Source organism: Enterococcus sp. AZ149, assembly GCF_051714285.1.
Lineage (GTDB): Bacteria > Bacillota > Bacilli > Lactobacillales > Enterococcaceae > Enterococcus_D > Enterococcus_D entomosocium.
This window is the reverse complement of the sequence record NZ_JBIORO010000003.1, coordinates 25,366-44,212: the sequence shown is the minus strand read 5'-3', so window position 1 is coordinate 44,212 and position 18,847 is coordinate 25,366. Positions and strand designations below refer to the sequence as shown.

Below are 18,847 nucleotides of genomic sequence, written 5' to 3'. Positions count from 1 at the left end.
CTCCTTAGGATCGTGCATAGTGTTGTTCTACTTTTTGGGGAGCAGCGGTTCGTTGCTGCTTTTGCTTAACCGCATTGACTTCTCGGTCTCGGTCCTTTTTTGCGATCAATTCATTGATCCAGTTAATCCCGATCTTTGGCCGTTCGGACTGAAAGGCAATATCGGATCCAAGTTCGGTCTGAAGCGACAACGTCTGCTGGTTGAATGTTTTTAGTTGAGCGACTTTATCCAACAACTCAAGTGCTTGTTTATTGTTTCCGACACAAAACGTTACTTGTTGGATTTTATGACCTGCCTGAAGTTTATTATTGATATTATCAACAACATGTTCGGCTTGGCCATCTGATAAAGCAAAGAGGATCGTGTCTTTTACTTGATCGATATTCAACGTCCAGTAAGCCAACAAGTCTTCAGGCGACTGAAAGAAATGGATACTTTGAGGTGTTCCCAAGCTTACGTTAAACCCATAGCCTTCCGCTGAAAAGTCCATTATCTTTTGTTCATAGCCCAGCTTGCCAAACTCTTTGCTTTGGAAGGTTCCCCGCAATTGACCGCCTGTGACGCGCCCTTGATCGTTCCATAAAAAGACGATCCGGTCATGGATATCCTGACGCATCAATCCTTTTTTATAAAGCGCATCGACGATTTTGGGGTTTATACTGTACTGATCCACCAACAATGCCTTCATTTCAATATTGTCTTTCTTATCGGTTAAGTAATACTTGAATTGGTTGATACTTCTTCGATTCACCTGATCGACTGGCTCTTGAATGACCAGAGGCGTATGTTCCGTGATCAATCCTTCTGAGCGTTGCTCTTTTAAAAAATCATTCCAATCTTTGCTGACTTCGTGGACAACTTCCATTTGATCATTCGCGTACATCGAATACAGTTCGTTCGCTCGACTCTGAAGCAGCTGTTGCTCTAATCCTGACGGTTTATTCTCCAGGTATAAATCGGCAATCGATTCAAGTGTTACATGCTTTTCATTAATGTCCTTACAAAGGGTATCTAAGGCATCAGTCAGGTCGATCGTTTCTTCTTTGGCATGACTCTTAGGGGTTTTAGCAAAGTAACCGTAGGCTTTCCAGTCATTTGAAATTTTGTTCGTGTCTGTTAGATTATTCTCAATCTTTTGGATCGTTAGGAGTAGGTTCGGATCTACCCCGTGGAGGGTAGCTGCTTGTTTGATTGAATCAAGCACCTCTTGTTGGACTTGATGGTCATAAGGATTCAAGGCTTGATTAATAATCAGCGTATCCGTGCCGACCTCTTGCTTGATATTGATTTTTTTGTCGCATTTACTGTAGAAAGACTGACCCGCTGGATCATTGTCTACCCCATAGAAAATGCCATTTTTGGGAAGGGTCTCAAAGATTTGGTAGCCTTCTTGGATCATTTTAACGACTGTTTTTTCCTTCCGACCCTCCAAACAAACTAAGCGGCAATCCGTCAGGTCCTTATGCAGCGACCAATAGCTGAGTAAATCGATCCCTGCTTCAAAGAAGTAGATCGCTTTTGGTTCGCCAAGAGTAATATTAAACCCATAATGTTTCTCGGAATTTTCTCCAATATACTTACGGGGCGAATCCGTGATCTTGGCTCGGGTGACGATACTCGTCGCACCAACGATCTTCTCTTGTGCTAGTCCATACTGTTTCCAATTTAAAACCGCGCTTCCGTATTTTTTATCTTGAATCAAGTAATCATTATCGATTAAGTACGAAATAATTTCCCGATCGATCCCGCGTATATTTTCCAAATAGTGCCTTACTTTTTCTGTAGAATCGGCTGCCTCATACGCATGTTTATAAGGACCTTTATTTTCTTCTGATTCATCGTACCCCTTGTGTGCTTCAAGCTCTTCTCCAAGAAGAAAACCGACCGCATTTTGAAAGGAATAGCCTTCATATTGTGTAAGTAAGGAAAGAATGTTGTCCCCACGTCCAATACTATTATGAAAAAAGTAATTTTTTTTCTGATCAATAATTAAGGAGTCATGCCCGTTCACATGGTACTTCAAGTAGCGGCCATGACCTTCTAACTCGCCAGAACCGTGTGCTTGAATGTAACTGACGATATCGACCGAGCTTGCTTTTTTAATCTCTGCTTTGGAGTAAATTCTCGTTCGTTTCTTTTCTTGTGTACTCATATAGTTCCTCCTTTTAACACATAGAAAAGAGGCTACCTCAGTAGCCTCTCCCGTGTTCTAATTCTCTTTTTCTCATCGTTGCTTTACGCCATTCTTCGCGCTCATAGGCACATTTACTTAGAAACTCTTGGTGGGAATCATCGATCGCTTTCTTGAAATCATTCAGTGCTTTTTTCCCAAGTACAGGCGCCCGTTTTTCTTCTAGATAGGCTTTGACTTCTTCTGGGGTAAAAGCAGATTTCGCCATCCACTCGTCGCGGCTCATACTCTTTTTCATCTCAGTCAACAAGGCGTTCCCCATATTCTTATACAAGTTGGACAACTGCTGCTGCTTATAAGAAGGCCGTCCCTCTTGAACAGTTGCTTCTCCAAATGTTTTTTGAAACAACGTACTTTGTTCATCAAGTAAGGAGTCAAGTTCCTGAAGGGCGCTTGGATTATTTTGATTCATGATTTCCCTTGAAAGAGCATCCAGTTGCGGACGAAAATCAATCATGGCATTGTTGCCGTATTTCCATAGTCTGCGGTCATCCGGCAGCTGGTTCATCAAGCGGGTGACCCCTTGAATAATCTTGAGGTTGTTTGAGTAACCGATGGACATACTCGTTTTAACTAACTCATGCCGCATCAAATAAGAAATCCGACTTAATGACGCGTCGCGATCCATAATCACACTACCAAATTTGGACTTCATTGCACGGGTTGCCTTCGGAGGGATCTTCGCACGATACATCGATTGATTTCTGTAGGTCATCCGATCCAACGTCCCTTCTGGATCTGTCGTCACTAACATCGTATGCACGTGAATATTGTCCGTGTCAAAGTGAATAGCTGCCCCCCAGGCAGCGCTAGAGCCAAAGCCCATATCCTCAACTAGCTTATTCATTGCACCGATCGTCGCTTGACGAATCGCGGATTCATCTAAGAAGCCATGTTCCCCTTGTGAATACAACCCTATTTCCTTCAGGTATTCATGATCAAAGCTAAAAACCGTTTGCCACATCGGACTCTCTCTTTCCTTGGCCAATTCAAACTTATCTTTGAGATCAACCAGGTGCGCTGCATCCAAATAATCTTGGTAGCCATTGAACAAGGCAGAGATTCGTTTGGGTGTTTTTTCGGCCTCGCTCATGAACTCAATGCCATAATACTTATCTAGATTATTGATCCGCTTCGACTGTTCCTTGTCCAGGTATCTGATGGCCCCGTTGAATCGTTTATCACCTGGAGAAATGAACTTCGTCCGCATGACGATTCCTGCCTTATAACTCATTGCTTGCCTTTCGTTTTTCCTCTAAGCTTGCCTTGCGCTGCCTAAAGTGTTCAATGTCTTTTTGTACTTTATCCTGTGCAGTCGTCAAAACATTGGCTTCTAAGACGTCGGTAGTGATGACATTTTCTTGATCAAATTCTCCTTTGACAATGATATGATTCATGACTTCTAATAGCGCTTTTGTCTGCTTGTCAACGTAACCGGTTCGGATCCGCATTGGATCCAAATAACTTTTCTTAAGAGAATCGATCACCCGCGCAGCGGTTTGTTCAGCCACGAGATCCGCAACAAACAGATTCGTTTCTTGATTTTGAACTTGGGCAACCAAGTCGTCGAGTGCCTCCCCCTGGCTTCGACATTTGTGGTCATTCATGTAGGATAATAAGAACTCTTTTGTGGACTGTGAAATCCGCGCATTGATTCTTGCAAAATTTGTAGAAGTGTCTTCCAATTATTATTCCTCCTCTCCAAGCAGCGCGCGCCACCGAGTTTCTTGTGCCAATAGCGCTTCTGTGTTTGCTTGAATGATTTGTGCCAACTGTGATTGTTGTTCCAGCATTTTGTATTGCACGGCAGCTATTTCCTCCCCATCGGCTAAGCGCAGCGTATGCTCATACATAAATTCTTGAAGACTCTTCCCCTCCCTTTGCGCACGCTTCATGAGCCGGACTTTTTTGTCTGGAGGGAAATTTCTGATCCTGATTTCATCAAATTGTTTGGTGGATTTTGACAAGGTCGGTTGACCTCCTTTCGAAGAATGGAGCTAGTTTCTAAATCCCTCTGGATGGCGCGAAGCGACAAACAAGGGGGTATTTAGAAAGAGCATAAGGGAAATCTGTACCCACATTCGTGTGTAACCCAGCAGTGCTGGGTGATTTGAGTGGGTACAGAGGTAGGGCATTTGCCACCACATTTGTGGCATGTTGCCACATGGTTGCCACATGACTGCCACCACATTTGTGGCGTACTGCCACATCTTTGCCACACGTTTACCACCACATTGCCACATCAGTTTTTCAACTGACTTTCTCCGGATTCATTGAGCCTATCCCTTAAATTGGCAACTTGTTTCTCGAGTTCCTCGATCTCTGAGTCAATGGTTCGATTCCGTGCTTCAAGGTTCGTAATCGCAAGTTTCAATTGCTCGATCGAACCGTCGGTTTCGATAATTTCTCGGTCCGTCATGTGGGCTTTACTTTCTTCAAGAATCGAAATTTTTTCTTCTGATTCCTCAATTGTTTTCTGATTTTCTTCTTGCACTGTTCGATTTTTTTCTACTTGTTCGATGCGATCTTCAATCATAAATTCAAGAGATTGAGCGAAGACGTCTGCTTCTGAAGGAACAAGGATCTCTTCAGAAATTTCCTCTTTCTCATTCACCAAAATTACCCCTTCAGACACCACATCATTGATGGTAAGTTCAAATGCAACCCGCATAGCGGTGTAGGATTCTGGAAGATTTTCCAAGAGGATAACATAGTATCCTCGGTCGCCTTGAATGACAGTAGCCTGTGCCTTATGTTGCGAAGCATTGATAAATTCGAGTGTTACATCTAATTGATTGTAGATGTCTGTTAACGGCTCTTCAGGATTGGTGATAATAAACAACGCACGATTATTTTCTTTATCGATTGTCTTTTCATGCAAGGTATAGGTTCGCGAGTTTAGGGTGTACAGTTGACCGACTGGTGTCGATACAACATCTGTATTTGACTTGATAAAAATCCCAGAAAGGATCATGCCAGAGTAGACCACGACCATCAGAAAAAAGTATCCCAAGTACCAGATTGACTGATGCCGGCGTTTACGAATCTGAACGACTTCATACCAGTCTCGAAGTTGTTCGATTTTTGATTTATTCTTGTATTCTGACATCCCTACTCACCGATCGCTTCAAAGAAAACTTCTGGCACTTCATTCGTTGGAATGGCCTCTTCGATACGTTCTACCAGCCACCCGTCTTCTGAGGAATGAAGGTGAACTTTCACGATATAGTTGTTCAGGTATTGATCGTTCCCATCGATCCTTAAATCAATTTTTGCCAGTACAAGAGTAGTGGCTGTGTCTGTAGAAGATTCATCTAAGAGGTAGGTCTCTTGTCCCAGTAATGCACGTGTGATCAAACGATCATCATCCGGACTTAAGTAGAAAGGAGCGATCGATTGTTGCGCAGTTTCAGTCATCAGTGGGTATAATTCTTCTAATTGTTTTTCTGTTTCATTAGAAGAAATGGAGTAAAATCCTCGAATGAATTGTTCTGATACACGAATGATTTCTTGGCGAGTAACACTTGCGGCTTCCGCTTGCTCGACCAATTTTTTCTGTTCCTCCAAAGAAGCAATTAAGGCCTGTGGATCGTCTAATCGGGTGTCACTTTGTTCCTTAGACGAAGAGGTAATTGTGGGTTCATTGGTGGAAAATGACGTACTTGGTTCTGTTGGTGAGCGAAGTTCTGTCCATAAAAATAGGCCGCCAACTCCTAACAGAATGGCCAGCCCAGTACACGATACGATTATTTTTTTATTCATTACGCACCTCTATTTCGTTTCTTCGTTTATTCGGTTTCCTTCTAAGTCCCATTCGCAATCATAGCGATCACCGGATCGTACATAATTGGCGAGATGAGAATCAGTTGACACGAATCGATACCACTCTACGTCGGAACAGTCGATGCTTTCAAGACGCCCCTGTGAGATAAATTGTAGGATGGTCTCGTCTTCGATTTTATCTGTTTTTTCAACTAGTTTTGTGACGTTTTCATAGAGCGTTAGCTCATGCCAATCCTCTTCATCAAGGTAAATTGAGGCAATGACTAAGACGTTTTCTTGTTCTTCTTCCATGTGGTTTTCCTCCAGTAGTTTCTACTTTACTTCACTTTGCGGACGACGCTGGCGATTGATCCAGAACTCATGGACCGGTTATACTTCGCACAAACCCGTCCCTTCTCCGCGTTTTGTTCGTAGGTCGAAAAATTACCATTATTATCAACGCTATAGATCACGCCGGTGTGACCATAAACACCTGGTGACACTGCCCCACCAGGATGCCAATTGATGATATCCCCTGCTTGCAGCTGCTCATACTTGGGATTGAAAATAACCTCCCAACCATGCGCCCCCCAATTGTAGTCATGACCGATTTTCCATGCGTACATAAATCCGGACCCCATGAGTCGAGGACCGCCCATTTGATCCACATAATAAGCCGTTAATCCATAACATTCTCCGTTATAAAGGCTTTTATTTAGTACAGCTTCTAGAATGGCTATATCGCCGTTCGTACCACCGTTACTTCCGGCTTGTCCCTCACCGAGTTCAATGTATTGAAACACCAACTCTCCATAGAAAAAGTTGCCTGAGTGCAAGTACAATTGCCCCCCATTGTATGGAATCGCGATCGGGTTAGGATAGTTATACGGCGTACCTGCAGTCGGGAACCCATTCCTTCTTTGAATCGGAGCCATGACCGTTAGTGAATAGCGATCGGCCACATTGATTGAGTGAGTATTTCCTGTACTGCCTAACCAAGAGATATAGGCTGTCCCAAAATTATAGGCTTGGGAAATCATCTTACGATCGTCGCCTAGGGACAAGGTTTTCGATAGCTGCAAAGCATTGTAATAGTGGTTGACTCCTTGTTGGATCGACCACTCGACACTGCTAATCGCGTTTGGTGCCATGCCCGCTGACTCTGAACTTTGCATTGGATCTGGCCCAATACCACGAGACTCAACCATCATGATTGCACTGAGAAAGGGCACTTCATCAGGGATCCCTTTTTCAGTGGCATATTTTCGAATGAGTGGTTGTAAAGAGATCACTTCAGCACTCAAATTCTTATTCCCTAGCACAGTGCCAACAGGCGCGCTTTCTGATGCTTGCGCGTCACTCGCAAGAAAGGAGGTGATCATAACAACGAAAAGCAAGATGGCCGCAATCCCGAGCAAGAACGGTGTGAGCCATAAGAGTATTTTTAATTTCCAGCGGTCTTTTAAGTATTGACCAAGCATGTAAACTCCCCCGATCTATGCGATATCATCCGAGCGTTTTCCTCCACCGTCAAACAATGCCAATTCCTCCTCTGAAGCAAAGACACGCATCTCATAGGTCTCTCCAGAGGTGATTTTCAAAAGGGTTTGTTTCGGCTGGAATTTACTGATCTTCTCTACTTCAGTATCCGTTAGTGAGCCGTCATTTGCCTGACGTAGGTTCTTCAATTCTTCGTCTCCTGGCTGAAAGAAAAAGCGATATTGCATAAAGTCATAGATGTCGTTCATTTCATCATCTTCAGCGCCAGTATCTTTTCTTGAAACAAGCGATCGTACCGTTTGTGTATCCAAACAAAGCCCGCAAAATCGCTTTCGAGCCTCTCTGGCAAACGTATTAAAATATTCAACCATTCGCGGGTTTCGTGCATTTAATAGGTTGTGCGCTTCAGCCATGAAGAACATGCCCCGCTTGATCTCTTCAAAGCTGATCTCTCCTTCTTGATAACGTTTATTTTCCCGTCGGCCATTGATAAATAAGCTGCTTTGGAAAAAGTTGAATGCGTTGAACAATTGGGCGTTCACGTAGCGTTTATCATAACTAGACAACCCATCGATGTTAAAAAAGAGAATTTGTTGGTTCGATAAGTCCGGAACGTTCGTTGGACCATTGAACATATCTTGGGTCGTCTCGATCAGTTTGGTTAGCGTAGTGTATATGTTATACAAGTGTTCTTCTTCTACTTTAATTTGAGTCGCTTTCATTGCTTCTTCGATCAGCGCGATCAAATCAGACAGAATCGGGTATTCATTTGGCGCGCGGCCAGTTACCTGTTTCACATCCCCAAACGTATCCTTGAATCCTTTTTGGATGTATAGTCGGCTGACCATCTTATCAAAGATGTCTAATTCTTCTTCAGGGGCTTTAGGCTTCAAAATCGAGTACCACGTCCCCAGTTTAGACTGATGGAAAATCATACACGCTTTCTCGTCGATCTGAAGCGTATCTTCGTTAACAGCCAACGGAAACACCTCAAAGATGTTCAAACGTCCGTCTTGGCCATCCAATCGAAGGATCGTGCCGTCTAAGCTTTTGATCAACTTTGAAAACTCGCCAGACTTATCAAACCCGCGGACCATGTATCCTCGTCCAACGTTATCAAGCATGATTTTTTTCATCAGCGTCGTTTTCCCGCGACCCATCAGTCCGGTTAGTAAGATATTATAAAACGTGCGCCCACCACTGATTTCAAAAAAATCAACGATCATCTGTCCGCCAGTATTGGAAAGACCGATATATTGTCCCCGTGGATCAGTAAGGAATACTTGGTTTGCAGGAAAACTTGCGCCAAATACCGTACTGGAGATATCCAGCCCGCTATGGCCATTAGGTAACATCAATTGCGAGTGGTAATCAAGAAACATAGCTTGCCACTCATACCCTTGTTCAAGGGTGGCATTCGTCACACCAAACTCGTCTTTTTTCAACTCTTTTCGTACCTCAATGACCCGCTTTTCCAGCTCTTCCAGCGTATCGGCGAATAGTTTTGTCCGAATGATAATGAACTTTAAGATTTCCCGCCCTTTTCTTACCTGCTTGGACAACCTCAGTAAGGCTTGGTGATCATCATAGGCGATTTCTCTGGCCGTTGCGTCTTTGCTGGTATGGTACGTATTGGATAATTCATTCAATGCTTGACCGATCGCAGCACGCAAATTGTCATCATCTTGCGTTGCGATATCCACCGATAGGATTTTATCGTTGATTTTGGTATAACTGTTTAGCCATAAATAATCAGGTTCACTTTGAAGACGAAAGGTCGTTAATGTGGCAGAATAACCGGTTCCTGTTCGAACATAGGTTTCGCCAAATTTGAGATTGCCTTGTGGTTGGATCCGTGCGAGCAACTCAACATCTATACCTTCTTCGAGGATCCGCTTATTTTTTACAACAAGACCTCTAGGCGGATTTGGTGCCTGGTTCATGGATGGATTGCTCATCCGAAACAGTAACTGTACTTTATCTTCTTTTGAGAGGCTCTCAACTTCAATGCTGTTACTTAGGCAGCTATGGAAGGTACTCACGTTTTCTCTCAATTTTTCTTCAGAATACCCAAAGACGAAAATGAAGTATTCTTCCATTTGCCTATACTTACCAATAAAGGCAAGTTCCGAGTACTTTCGTTCCAATAGCTTTTTTAACCTGGGCGACGTTGCCCGTTGATATTCACGCTTATAGTAGGCTTGTTGGGCACTTGTATCGACAGGCGAGTTGATCGATACGATCTTAAGCGGTGGCTCGTACAGGCTTGATAAAGCCCCGTACGCTTCCATCAATCGAATGAAGGCTTCTTGCTTCATGCCAAATAGATTCCGTCCTTTCAGACGATAGACTTCAAAAAATCCAGTGGTATTTCTGATAAAATTTTCCTGTTCTGTTCCACCCCAACTCTTAATTGGATGTACCTCAATGATTTTTTTTAAGTCTTTTCCAATTTTTCGATTATTTCGTTTTTCTTCCCTTTTGTCTCGTTTTTCTTCCCTCGTCAATGCTGGAGAGGGTGGTTGATTGGCTGGTGTTTTTATTTGCCGCTTTTCCCTCGCTGGTTTCGATTTTGATTGCGATTTTGATCGCTCGTTTGTCCCTTCAGCAGGAATTGTAAATTGAAAGTTTACTTCTGGTTCTTGTTTCTTTAACGGAAATTTCCTTTTGTTCCTCACGCGTTAAATACCCCCTTTACTAAAAAAGAGCAAGGCAATTCGCCTTACTCTTCAGAAAAACCTCTAGGATCGATGGTCTGATACCCGGCATATTCCTTTAACAAATACCGTCGAATAACCAGTTTGTACATTTGTAGATTATTGATCGTTGGATTATCCTTCGGTTTCTTCATCAGGTAGAGCATATTGACGCCTGTTAATATGACAAAAGGTAGTTCAAACAGTGGATAAACGATCCCTCGTATGATCCAAGCTAATCCTGTAACGAGAATAATAAATACGAGTTCAGGTAAACGGATCCCCCAAACGATCTCTCGTTTGGGGCGGATACTTGATACGTTTTTCAATTCTTCCATCTTAGTCCTCCTCTTTTTCTATATATTTTTTTCTAGGTTCGAAGTTGGATAAGGCTTTATAAGAAGTGTTTTTCCCTAAGTCATAGGTTTCTCGGTACTTTTTGTTTTTCTGTGCTTTTTCAATTTTTCTATCCGCATATTTGTTCGAAATGACCTCTCCTACGGTATCCGTTGTTAATGGTCTGGATGAGTTTGCAAGGTCTGTCTTAAACTGCTGGACACCGGTCAAACTATCTAGTTGAGGAACATGTACCTGACTAAGTGGCTTGGTGAACGCACGCGACACATTAGCAGCTGAAGATACTTGTCCTGCAGAAAGATTGCTGACGATTGCAGCTGACGGCGTGAAGCTTGCAGAAGGCGTTCTTGAAGCCCCCGCCAATGAGGCGTATGCCCCTGGACGTGCTGCCGCTAGACTATCTGAAGCCATGCTTTGAACAGCTTTCCCAGCCATCGATTGCCGCAAGACGTTGCCAGCATTAGGATTGTTTAGTTGCTGCAATCCTGGTGCTGCTTTGACTTGTTCTGGCATGCCCATGGCCTCGGCTGGTTTTTGGCTAGTAAGCGAATCACCGGCCATCATTTTATTGATCGCCATTTGGCTACCCAAGCTGATTGGCTGTCCTAGCGTATCACCTGCCTCGGATAGTGCTTGATCCATTGCTTGATCAAGCGGTTTAGCCATTGCCAAGTTTGGTGTAAAGCCTCTGCCAGTAGAATTAGTGGTTTCTTTGGCTTCAGTTCCTTCACCTTCTGAAGCCTCACTTAGTGATCCTAGCGACCCACCTGATAATGGTGAAGTTCCCGCCGCAAGTTTGTCGGATCCTTTGGATAACGGTTTATTGGTCGTGCTGCTAAGTAAAGGACTACCTTTAGTTAATCCCACTTCTTCTTGATCAACTGAATCCGTTGCTTCTGTGGCGCCATTCACAGGTGTGAGTGGATCTGTCACCTTATCAGATCCAGACAAATCATTCTTGACCTCTTTCTCAAAGGCTTCCATTTCATCTGGACTGAGCGCATTATCTTTAGGTTTGAATGAATCATTGCTGCCAGATGATGCGGCTTTCATATCTTGATCCAGCGTATCGGTTTCTCCGGCATGTTGGAATGCACCACTAGCCAGGCCACCAATGAAGGAGCCACCTTGTTTGACACCATTCTTCATTTTATCAAAGCCATCTTTTAGTTTTGGCAATCCTTTCTTGCCGCCATATGCTGCAAGGGCAGCCATTCCCATCGTTTGTTTGACCGCTGAGCCGATTCCCGACTCTTGTCCTGTCAATTCTTGGATAATAAACGGTCCTTCTATAACGATAAAAGCGATAAAAACTTGTAGGATAAACCCTTGAATACTATCGATTTCCTTGTTTGAGTTGATAAAATTCACCATCAAACGATACATCCGCAAAGAGACCGCAAACAAAATGACATTGATACAGGTATTGACAATTCCCATTAAAATCTTCTTCACTTTGGCAGCCTCTACTAAATCGCTAAACGCAAAGAAAGGAGCTATGATCCCGTTAAATGACGCGTTGTAAATTGCTTTTGTATACTTGTATGAAGTCGCAAGTACAATAATGATGGACAGAATCAACTGACCTAAAATGGTCCAAGGACTCCAGGAATAACGATAGTAATACTCATTGATCGTAAACATGCCTTTGTTTAAGTTCACGACTTCAGGCGTGCCTTCAGCATTAACGATGACTTTTTTTGTGAAGACTTCTTTTGAAATCTTGTTTTCAAAGTCAAAGTCAGAAGCTTTTACCTCTTCTGTGATATCTAGCCATTCCATAGCATCATCTGAATATTCGATCGTAGTCGCTTTGTCAGCCGATGACCAACCAAATGTATCAAATGATACAACGTCGTAAATATTTTCGCGGATAATCGTCTGACTGGTACTACCATTTGATTGGTATATTGCTTTGGCCACCGAGAAACTTGACGTTAGGAAGGAGGCGGTCAGTGTCGTGCTTAATAAGATAACGCCAATTCCTAATAGAAGATTGTCCATGAGAGTGGGCAATTGGTATTTTTTTGAATTCCGCATGTAACCCAAGAAAAAAAGGATCATGCATAATGTGCCTACGGCAAAAACCGCCACGCGATTGTTCTGAACAAAGCGACCGACTCCGGAAGAAGAAGAAAAGGTCACCAGCTCGTAGACCCCATCTAAAAGCTTCTCTAAACTGTTAAGAACGAAAGAAAAGACTTGTACTAATGCCCACATGAACTGCCGATAGACCCAAATGATGAGATTGGATCGTAACAAAAAGGAACTGAATTCTCGTAAAACGTCGATTACATCCATTGTGACCTCATTTCTGCTCGGTAAAGTATCCTAAAAACTGTAGTTTTTCAAGCAAAGCTTCATTGTTAAGTTTCTCCAAGTAGTCGACGTACTCCTCATAATATTCAAGTTGATCAAGCTGCTCCAGTCGTTCTGGGTTCGCTTTTTCTAACATTGAGTGGATAGTATAAACAGCATTTTCGCCATATTTTTCGATAAGACTTACCCGTTCTTCAGGTAAATGAACAGACGGTATTGAGGATAAGTTAGCGGCAATTTTATGCCCGTCAACGCCTTTATATTTTTCATCTAGGATTGCTTCTGGTTTTTCCATCAGTGCTGCAATCTCCCTTCTTTGTTCTTCTTCATTTTGTTGTATGTCTTGTTGCGCAAGTGGATTCTTGATTCGCTGGACAAAACTCCGACTGTATTCCTCCAACTCAATATTTGGCACATACGGTAAATCGAGGTCTTGCCAACGGCCATCCGGATCAAAGTACTCGTAAAGATAGGTGTATGCATAGAGCAGCGATCCATCTTCTCCAGTATTGAAAATAGGATATGCTCGTATGTCATTTCCTTCTAAATCTTTACGATGGATAGATCGATGAACGATCACTTCCCCTTCTTTTAGACGTCCCAATTCAGCGGGCGTAAACAGTGGACGTGTATCAACCGTTTCAGTAAATTGTTTATTGATGTCAAATAGGCCGCCAGAACGACTCTTCATTGTTACCTCTTCCTCACCAAGAAGTGCAGAAAAGTCTTCTCTGGCCTCCTTAGAACCGGACATAAGCCAAAATTTATTCATTGCTTCATCCTCAATGAACTCTCCCACTTTATCCGAGTATTTCATGATTAATTGGTTAGGGTGTTGCACATAAAAATCAATTAAAATCCCTCTACCTGCACCAACAGAAAGCATCGAAGAAATATTGGAGAACCCAGGAAGGTTACCGAACTCATCCAATCCTAAGCGAATCCGTTTGAGTAATTTCCCTCCTTCTAAGCTAGAAGCATACTCACTGGCAACATGATAAAGTTGTGAGATCCATGTGCTGGCAATGATATAGTTGGTCTGGATATAATCTGGCAAGACCAAGAAAACAGCTTGTGGTTTGTAGTAATACCAACACGTAACGCCTGCTCTTGGATCAAATGATTCACTAGGCGGCATTTCGACATGATCAATTCCTTTAAAATACTCATCTGAATTTGGAAACGCCTGATATTCTGTCCCCTTAACAATAGAGATCCTTCTCGTTGCTTGAAAGGTTTCATTGAATTCATTGGTAATTTCATAGGTCAAGGTGTATTCGCCAACAGTACTTGGATCCACCTTCCCTTTAACGGTTATCTGATCCGTAAAATTGATTGGCGTAGAATCTTTCGTCAATTTTTTAAAATCAAATGTCGATCGTGCCATCATCTTGGCCACCTTAGGTGCGATAAAGTTTCTTAATTTCGCTTGAGTGGTTGAGAAGATCGAGGCCCGCATTTGACCATCCGCATATTTAACGGTTGAATATTCTAGTTTAGCGGGGTTTCCTGCAGGAAGATTATCAAAATACTTATCTAGCAATGTTCCTCCGCTTTCATCTACGGTACCCAGTTCTGCCAACATGTTTGAGACGGCATACATGGTGATATATTTTTCCGTTTTTGAAGGATCTTCACTCTTTTCAATAAACTCATAACATAAAGCTAGGATAATCGCATTAACAAGCGCCATTGCGGTTTCTTCCCAGATTGGCTCTTTTGCTTCTTCGTTATGATAAAGCGGATAACTGAAAGTTTTACAGAGTTCGATTGCTTCATCAACTTGCCCTCTCATATAGGCATCTTTCACTAATTCCAAAGGATTATATTGCAAGGATCGATCTAAATCGATCAGATTAAGTACGGAGCATTCGTAACCACGTTTTTGAAGGGTTCCTTTCCCCATACCAGCAACCGCAAGTTCGTACTTTCCCGAAGCGTAGACCAGGTGTGGCTTTTCTTCTGACCGTGAATACACATCCATATCAGGTAAAACCTTCGTTTGACCTTTCGCAGATCGAGAACGGCCTAAGATGAAATTATGAGCAGGGCCTTGATCGATATAGACTTTATCCTTAATACGCTTCACGATCGTTCCACTTGGCCCAGGATACGTTTCTACAGCAGTTCTTGCACTGATTGGCACACCCACGTACTGTGCGACGATTTCTTTGTCTGTTGTTAAGCGCTGCGTCGCTTTGTTTCCTTCTTCCAACGACTCATAGTTTACTTTAATCCGGAACCAGAAGTAAAAAAATAGCCCAATACCAGCAAGGTAGAGGGTGAGGTAGATCCACGGATATAGAATCGGGTGAAACCCGAAAATATTTTGCATAGGCAGTTTCATTGGTAAAACATACTGCAAATTATAAAGAAATGAGCTGATCAAGTTCCCTAATAGGGTCATGAGGAAAAAGACACCAATCCCTATATAGAGCTGCCCTTTCTTTTTATCCAGTTTCTGAACCGCTGTCTTCAGACGAGTAAGGAAAAGAATATTTTTTTCTTCACGCATGAACTTTTTCTTCATACCATCGATCGTCCTGTCTCTTCCTGATACGTGTCACGCATGACCTGGTTGTGAAGGATATGTTGGTTCAATTTCTGATCATTGTCCTTGGAAAGGAATTTTTGGATAAACGGAGTATCAAAGGTTGGACTAGCGTTCATGGAGGCCAATCTTTCTGCTGCTTGTTCGAGATTACCTACAACGTAGGTCTGCACGTCTCCGACTTGATCAAATTGCATGAAATCAATGCTCGCACCGTCTATATTGGGTTTTAGCATAATTTCAATCGATTCATCCACTTGATAAAAGGCATGTCCCTCGATCACGCGCTTCCTGAAATTCAGCTGTTGGTCCTCTTTGTAGGACTTGATCTCACTGCTTGTTTTTTCGCCAGTATAGCTCCAGTCCACGATTTTCTCGTCTCGATGGAGAGCCAAATTTGCGCGGATCTCTTTTTCTGACAAGGTGGTTGTTTCCTGGGCATAGTGTGAAATCTCTTCTCGAGAAAAAGCAGGATCCTCTGCAATACCATAGTATGTCGCAAACTGCTCTTCCAAAGCAGTAACGTTCGATACGGTTGGTTCACTACCTTCACGTTCTTCCTGTCTCTCTTTTGTGACAAGATTTTCTCGACTAAGATCTTGAGACAGATACGCTTCGATCGTTTCAACGAATTGTTTGGCCGTCCGTTGAATATCTTCAAGGATCAACAGCTGTGCTGGCTCTTCTTTTTCCTCTAATGTACTTAAGTGTTTTGTCCAAGAAGCCATGTAATGGATTGCTTCTTCACTTGTATCAATTCCATAGTGCTTGGTTACGACATAAGAAACCATTTCTGCTTGTAGTTCCTTAATCGACGCACCATCAGACGTTACATTTTCCGTTGTCCAATATCCTTGATCAGGAAGATTTTTCGGGTCATGGAGCGCAGCGTGAGCCAATTCATGAATCAGCGTAGGGATCCGTTCTTCTTCAGAAAGCCGGTGACTTAAGAAAATCTCTTTTTGACCATGGTTATTGGTGATAAATGCGCCTTTTGCTGAGCCTAATTCTTGAATGTGAAAGAGAGAATTCTCACGATCATTTATCGGAACATTCAGCTTGTCTGCGACCTGTCTCAGACCTAAATCAAGTTCCTTCAGGAGTTGCGGATCTTTTATTTCAAAAGAGAAGGGCCGATTGGGAAACAATTTCGGGTAGTCTTCTGGACCAGCTGTTGTTTGTGAAATATCAAAGACAGATGTCAACTTATAGTAGGTGACAGTATGTTGCTTCAACTCTTTACGGTCCAACGCCTTTTTTTCTTCAGGCGTTGCGTCGATCAAACGTTTCGTCTCTCCTGCCTTCGTTTTAAAATAGGTTTGCGGGTTAGGCTGTAAGATTCGGATACCTTTTTCACCCTTTTTCACGGAAAAGCCCATTTTTTTAAAGAAACCAAAACTTCCGACACCACTTGCCCCTGGAAACTGGGATTGGATCAATAGCTGATTCCTAAGCGAATACTGATAGAAATTCCCCATGAAATCGAGTAATTTCAATCTCTGTTCAGGTGAATCCGTGTATTCTTTGACATGTTCAAGGCTTGATGTTGTCAGGGCAGCTATTTCCTCTTGTAGTGCTTCAGGTGAGGGTTTAGAATACTTGGCCATGGAATTCCTCCCTTTCCATAAATAAGCCGTCACCCTCTTGGGATCGTTCTTCTAATTGCATCTTAAAGTCTTCGGCAATGACTTCATCTACAGGTGCGCGAAGGATTTCATTGGTTTGTATATCTTTTCCAATCAATGTTGTTGGCTTCACTTCAACCACCTGTACTAGATTTTTTTTACCAGTCATACTAACAAATCTCCTCCTTCTATTTTCGTTTGTTTGGTAGTAATTTTTTTATTCCATTGCGTGACTAATAGATAGTCGGTATCAATCCACTTGCCCAATAGCTCCGTGTAGCTCTTCTCGGTTGACTCAACAATCACTGCCAACTTACGGATACGGTCCTGATTCAATGTCCCTTGAAATCGCTTATGACCTTGTTTCAGTGCCAACTGTATCACCTCCTTTTAAAAAAACCTCTTCTTAAAATAGAAGAGGGTTAACTTACCACTTTATAAATATATTGTTGTTTCTAATAGTAGATTAGGAGCTCCCCTCCATCAGTCATCAATCATCTCAACTTTAGTTGTTCAATTTTGTTGTCATAAGCATAATATTTAACATACATATCAGATAATTTGCTTCCTACTGATACAGTCGAATGACACTTTTTTTGTTTTTTCCCACTTCCACAAAAACACTCTTCGTTCCTAGACATAATACCAATCCTTTTTTAGTTTTATGTCTATTCTATCATTTGTCAGTTTTTTTAAAATTAATCAAAACTATTTTTTTTCCCGATATTTCTTTTTTTAGTAATTTGTATATAGTAATTTGTCCCATGCCTAATCGCTTTTTGTTACATCTTTCAGCCATAATAGTAATTTTCCCTTCAAAAAATGGAGAAGACCATGAGATCTCTTCCCTTTTGTTTTTTTTATTCATCTGTTTTTTCGTAAAATGAAAAATCCAAGGCCACTGCCAACAATAAAACAGCACCGGCTACCGTCAAATAAACTCTCCCTAAACTGAATTACAGCTTGAGTGAGTATTTGTTTCACTTATGGAATAAGACCTCCTTGTATGTTATCAGCCGTTTTTCTTAATTTTTGCCATCTGTTCTTTACAAAAATAGATCATTAACAATACATCTTTGCGCATGGCACAAAGAAAAAGTAAAGCTATTGTTCCGGGCAAGTAGAAAGCGGCCGCACCCTTCACCGCAACTAAGAAACTAAAATAAACAGTTAAGGATATAAGAAACAGTCTTTTAAAAGTAGCTTCAACACTATCCATGAATTTTGACTCAGAACCATCTTTAATGGCTACTGTTAACATCCAAGGCCAATATTTAAATTGATAAAAATATTCGACTAAGCTGAACTGCTTTTCCTGATGATCATTAGGATCTATTTCATTTATATTTGTAATTAGCCCATTAATTGCTGTTTTTCGTTGTAGCTGAAAATAGCCCGATTGTACTAATCCTTCCGTCTCTTTCTTGTCTAAATATTGATCCATTTTTTTCAACAAAGTTTGCGCTAGAAACAAACTAGCAATTTTCTCCGACAAATCTATTCGATCAAGGAAAATTAAAACGAGTAGTCCGCCTGCTGCATATAAAAACATCACTTTAAGAAATAGTCTTACTATCGATTGGAATTCTAAGCCCGCATTTGATCGGATCGTTTCTGCGAAAAACATAAAAAGAGTAGCTATAAACAATACTACAAAAAACGTTTCTAAAACCATAGTTGTCAATGAAACCGTTGATCCTTCAGAGGTGTACAAGATTATTTCGTTATCACCAAACAACAAGAAAGCCTTTGTCGTCTGGCGCAAGATCATCAATGATATACAAATTTGACTTAAAACACATAATATTTTCCTAGTGATATACCATTTAACACTATTTTCCATAAG

General features: G+C 41.9%; 18 protein-coding genes. All 18 read right to left on the bottom strand.

From position 1 onward, the window contains the following. Positions 1-4: 4 nt before the first annotated feature. Positions 5-2,152 (bottom strand): DUF3991 domain-containing protein, encoded by a 2,148-nt coding sequence (locus IGI94_RS16985; protein WP_438900047.1) that lies wholly within the window; start codon positions 2,150-2,152, stop codon positions 5-7. 37 nt (positions 2,153-2,189) lie between these two features. Then, positions 2,190-3,425 (bottom strand): MobP2 family relaxase, encoded by a 1,236-nt coding sequence (gene mobP2 / locus IGI94_RS16980; RefSeq protein WP_438900046.1) that lies wholly within the window; start codon positions 3,423-3,425, stop codon positions 2,190-2,192. After that, positions 3,415-3,876: a hypothetical protein gene (locus IGI94_RS16975; protein ID WP_270277384.1), complete on the bottom strand. Its 462-nt coding sequence runs from the start codon at positions 3,874-3,876 to the stop codon at positions 3,415-3,417. Before IGI94_RS16975 ends, mobP2 begins: the two co-directional genes overlap by 11 nt. Before the next feature lie 3 nt (positions 3,877-3,879). Further along, positions 3,880-4,044: a hypothetical protein gene (locus IGI94_RS16970; protein WP_270290955.1), complete on the bottom strand. Its 165-nt coding sequence runs from the start codon at positions 4,042-4,044 to the stop codon at positions 3,880-3,882. A 144-nt stretch (positions 4,045-4,188) separates the two neighbouring features. After that, positions 4,189-4,410, bottom strand: a complete 222-nt coding sequence (locus tag IGI94_RS16965; protein WP_429962109.1) for a hypothetical protein — start codon at positions 4,408-4,410, stop codon at positions 4,189-4,191. Between the two features lie 23 nt (positions 4,411-4,433). Further along, positions 4,434-5,300 carry a hypothetical protein gene (locus IGI94_RS16960; RefSeq protein WP_429962110.1) on the bottom strand — a complete coding sequence of 289 codons (867 nt, stop codon included), beginning with the start codon at positions 5,298-5,300 and terminating at the stop codon, positions 4,434-4,436. A 2-nt stretch (positions 5,301-5,302) separates the two neighbouring features. Beyond that, positions 5,303-5,953, bottom strand: coding sequence for a hypothetical protein (locus tag IGI94_RS16955; RefSeq protein WP_086333145.1), 651 nt, complete (start codon positions 5,951-5,953; stop codon positions 5,303-5,305). 9 nt (positions 5,954-5,962) lie between these two features. Further along, on the bottom strand, positions 5,963-6,265 hold the full coding sequence (locus IGI94_RS16950) for a hypothetical protein (protein ID WP_016619375.1): 303 nt from the start codon (positions 6,263-6,265) through the stop codon (positions 5,963-5,965). Between the two features lie 26 nt (positions 6,266-6,291). Continuing rightward, the gene (locus IGI94_RS16945) at positions 6,292-7,434 is read right to left on the bottom strand and encodes a lysozyme family protein (RefSeq protein ID WP_086333144.1); all 1,143 of its coding nucleotides are present in this window, start codon (positions 7,432-7,434) and stop codon (positions 6,292-6,294) included. Between the two features lie 15 nt (positions 7,435-7,449). Beyond that, positions 7,450-10,131, bottom strand: a complete 2,682-nt coding sequence (locus IGI94_RS16940; protein ID WP_438900045.1) for a hypothetical protein — start codon at positions 10,129-10,131, stop codon at positions 7,450-7,452. 44 nt (positions 10,132-10,175) lie between these two features. Continuing rightward, a complete protein-coding gene (locus tag IGI94_RS16935; RefSeq protein WP_429960480.1) occupies positions 10,176-10,487 on the bottom strand; it encodes a DUF5592 family protein in 312 nt (103 codons plus the stop codon). A gap of 1 nt (position 10,488) precedes the next feature. Further along, the gene (locus tag IGI94_RS16930) at positions 10,489-12,807 is read right to left on the bottom strand and encodes a pLS20_p028 family conjugation system transmembrane protein (protein WP_438900044.1); all 2,319 of its coding nucleotides are present in this window, start codon (positions 12,805-12,807) and stop codon (positions 10,489-10,491) included. A gap of 7 nt (positions 12,808-12,814) precedes the next feature. Continuing rightward, positions 12,815-15,355, bottom strand: a complete 2,541-nt coding sequence (locus IGI94_RS16925) for a VirD4-like conjugal transfer protein, CD1115 family (RefSeq protein WP_438900043.1) — start codon at positions 15,353-15,355, stop codon at positions 12,815-12,817. Next, complete coding sequence (locus IGI94_RS16920; protein ID WP_438900042.1) at positions 15,352-16,983, bottom strand: ArdC-like ssDNA-binding domain-containing protein; 1,632 nt, start codon at positions 16,981-16,983, stop codon at positions 15,352-15,354. The genes IGI94_RS16925 and IGI94_RS16920 overlap by 4 nt, the downstream gene beginning before the upstream one ends. After that, entirely contained in the window at positions 16,967-17,170 is a 204-nt protein-coding gene (locus tag IGI94_RS16915) for a hypothetical protein (protein WP_016619368.1), read from the bottom strand. Before IGI94_RS16915 ends, IGI94_RS16920 begins: the two co-directional genes overlap by 17 nt. After that, on the bottom strand, positions 17,167-17,385 hold the full coding sequence (locus tag IGI94_RS16910) for a hypothetical protein (protein WP_438900041.1): 219 nt from the start codon (positions 17,383-17,385) through the stop codon (positions 17,167-17,169). The genes IGI94_RS16915 and IGI94_RS16910 overlap by 4 nt, the downstream gene beginning before the upstream one ends. 110 nt (positions 17,386-17,495) lie before the next feature. Beyond that, a complete protein-coding gene (locus IGI94_RS16905) occupies positions 17,496-17,642 on the bottom strand; it encodes an SEC-C metal-binding domain-containing protein (protein WP_438900040.1) in 147 nt (48 codons plus the stop codon). Positions 17,643-18,013: 371 nt separating this feature from the next. Continuing rightward, a complete protein-coding gene (locus tag IGI94_RS16900) occupies positions 18,014-18,844 on the bottom strand; it encodes a hypothetical protein (protein ID WP_438900039.1) in 831 nt (276 codons plus the stop codon). Between the last annotated feature and the right edge of the window lie 3 nt (positions 18,845-18,847).

Excerpts from the sequence above, each read along its gene's own strand:
- mobP2 (WP_438900046.1), bottom strand. The coding sequence starts at position 3,425 with ATGAGTTATAAGGCAGGAATCGTCATGCGGACGAAGTTCATTTCTCCA.
- IGI94_RS16925 (WP_438900043.1), bottom strand. The coding sequence starts at position 15,355 with ATGAAGAAAAAGTTCATGCGTGAAGAAAAAAATATTCTTTTCCTTACT.
- IGI94_RS16970 (WP_270290955.1), bottom strand. The coding sequence starts at position 4,044 with ATGTATGAGCATACGCTGCGCTTAGCCGATGGGGAGGAAATAGCTGCC.
- IGI94_RS16960 (WP_429962110.1), bottom strand. The coding sequence starts at position 5,300 with ATGTCAGAATACAAGAATAAATCAAAAATCGAACAACTTCGAGACTGG.
- IGI94_RS16945 (WP_086333144.1), bottom strand. The coding sequence starts at position 7,434 with ATGCTTGGTCAATACTTAAAAGACCGCTGGAAATTAAAAATACTCTTA.
- IGI94_RS16920 (WP_438900042.1), bottom strand. The coding sequence starts at position 16,983 with ATGGCCAAGTATTCTAAACCCTCACCTGAAGCACTACAAGAGGAAATA.
- IGI94_RS16955 (WP_086333145.1), bottom strand. The coding sequence starts at position 5,953 with ATGAATAAAAAAATAATCGTATCGTGTACTGGGCTGGCCATTCTGTTA.
- IGI94_RS16900 (WP_438900039.1), bottom strand. The coding sequence starts at position 18,844 with ATGGAAAATAGTGTTAAATGGTATATCACTAGGAAAATATTATGTGTT.
- IGI94_RS16930 (WP_438900044.1), bottom strand. The coding sequence starts at position 12,807 with ATGGATGTAATCGACGTTTTACGAGAATTCAGTTCCTTTTTGTTACGA.
- IGI94_RS16985 (WP_438900047.1), bottom strand. The coding sequence starts at position 2,152 with ATGAGTACACAAGAAAAGAAACGAACGAGAATTTACTCCAAAGCAGAG.
- IGI94_RS16950 (WP_016619375.1), bottom strand. The coding sequence starts at position 6,265 with ATGGAAGAAGAACAAGAAAACGTCTTAGTCATTGCCTCAATTTACCTT.
- IGI94_RS16905 (WP_438900040.1), bottom strand. The coding sequence starts at position 17,642 with ATGTCTAGGAACGAAGAGTGTTTTTGTGGAAGTGGGAAAAAACAAAAA.
- IGI94_RS16935 (WP_429960480.1), bottom strand. The coding sequence starts at position 10,487 with ATGGAAGAATTGAAAAACGTATCAAGTATCCGCCCCAAACGAGAGATC.
- IGI94_RS16915 (WP_016619368.1), bottom strand. The coding sequence starts at position 17,170 with ATGACTGGTAAAAAAAATCTAGTACAGGTGGTTGAAGTGAAGCCAACA.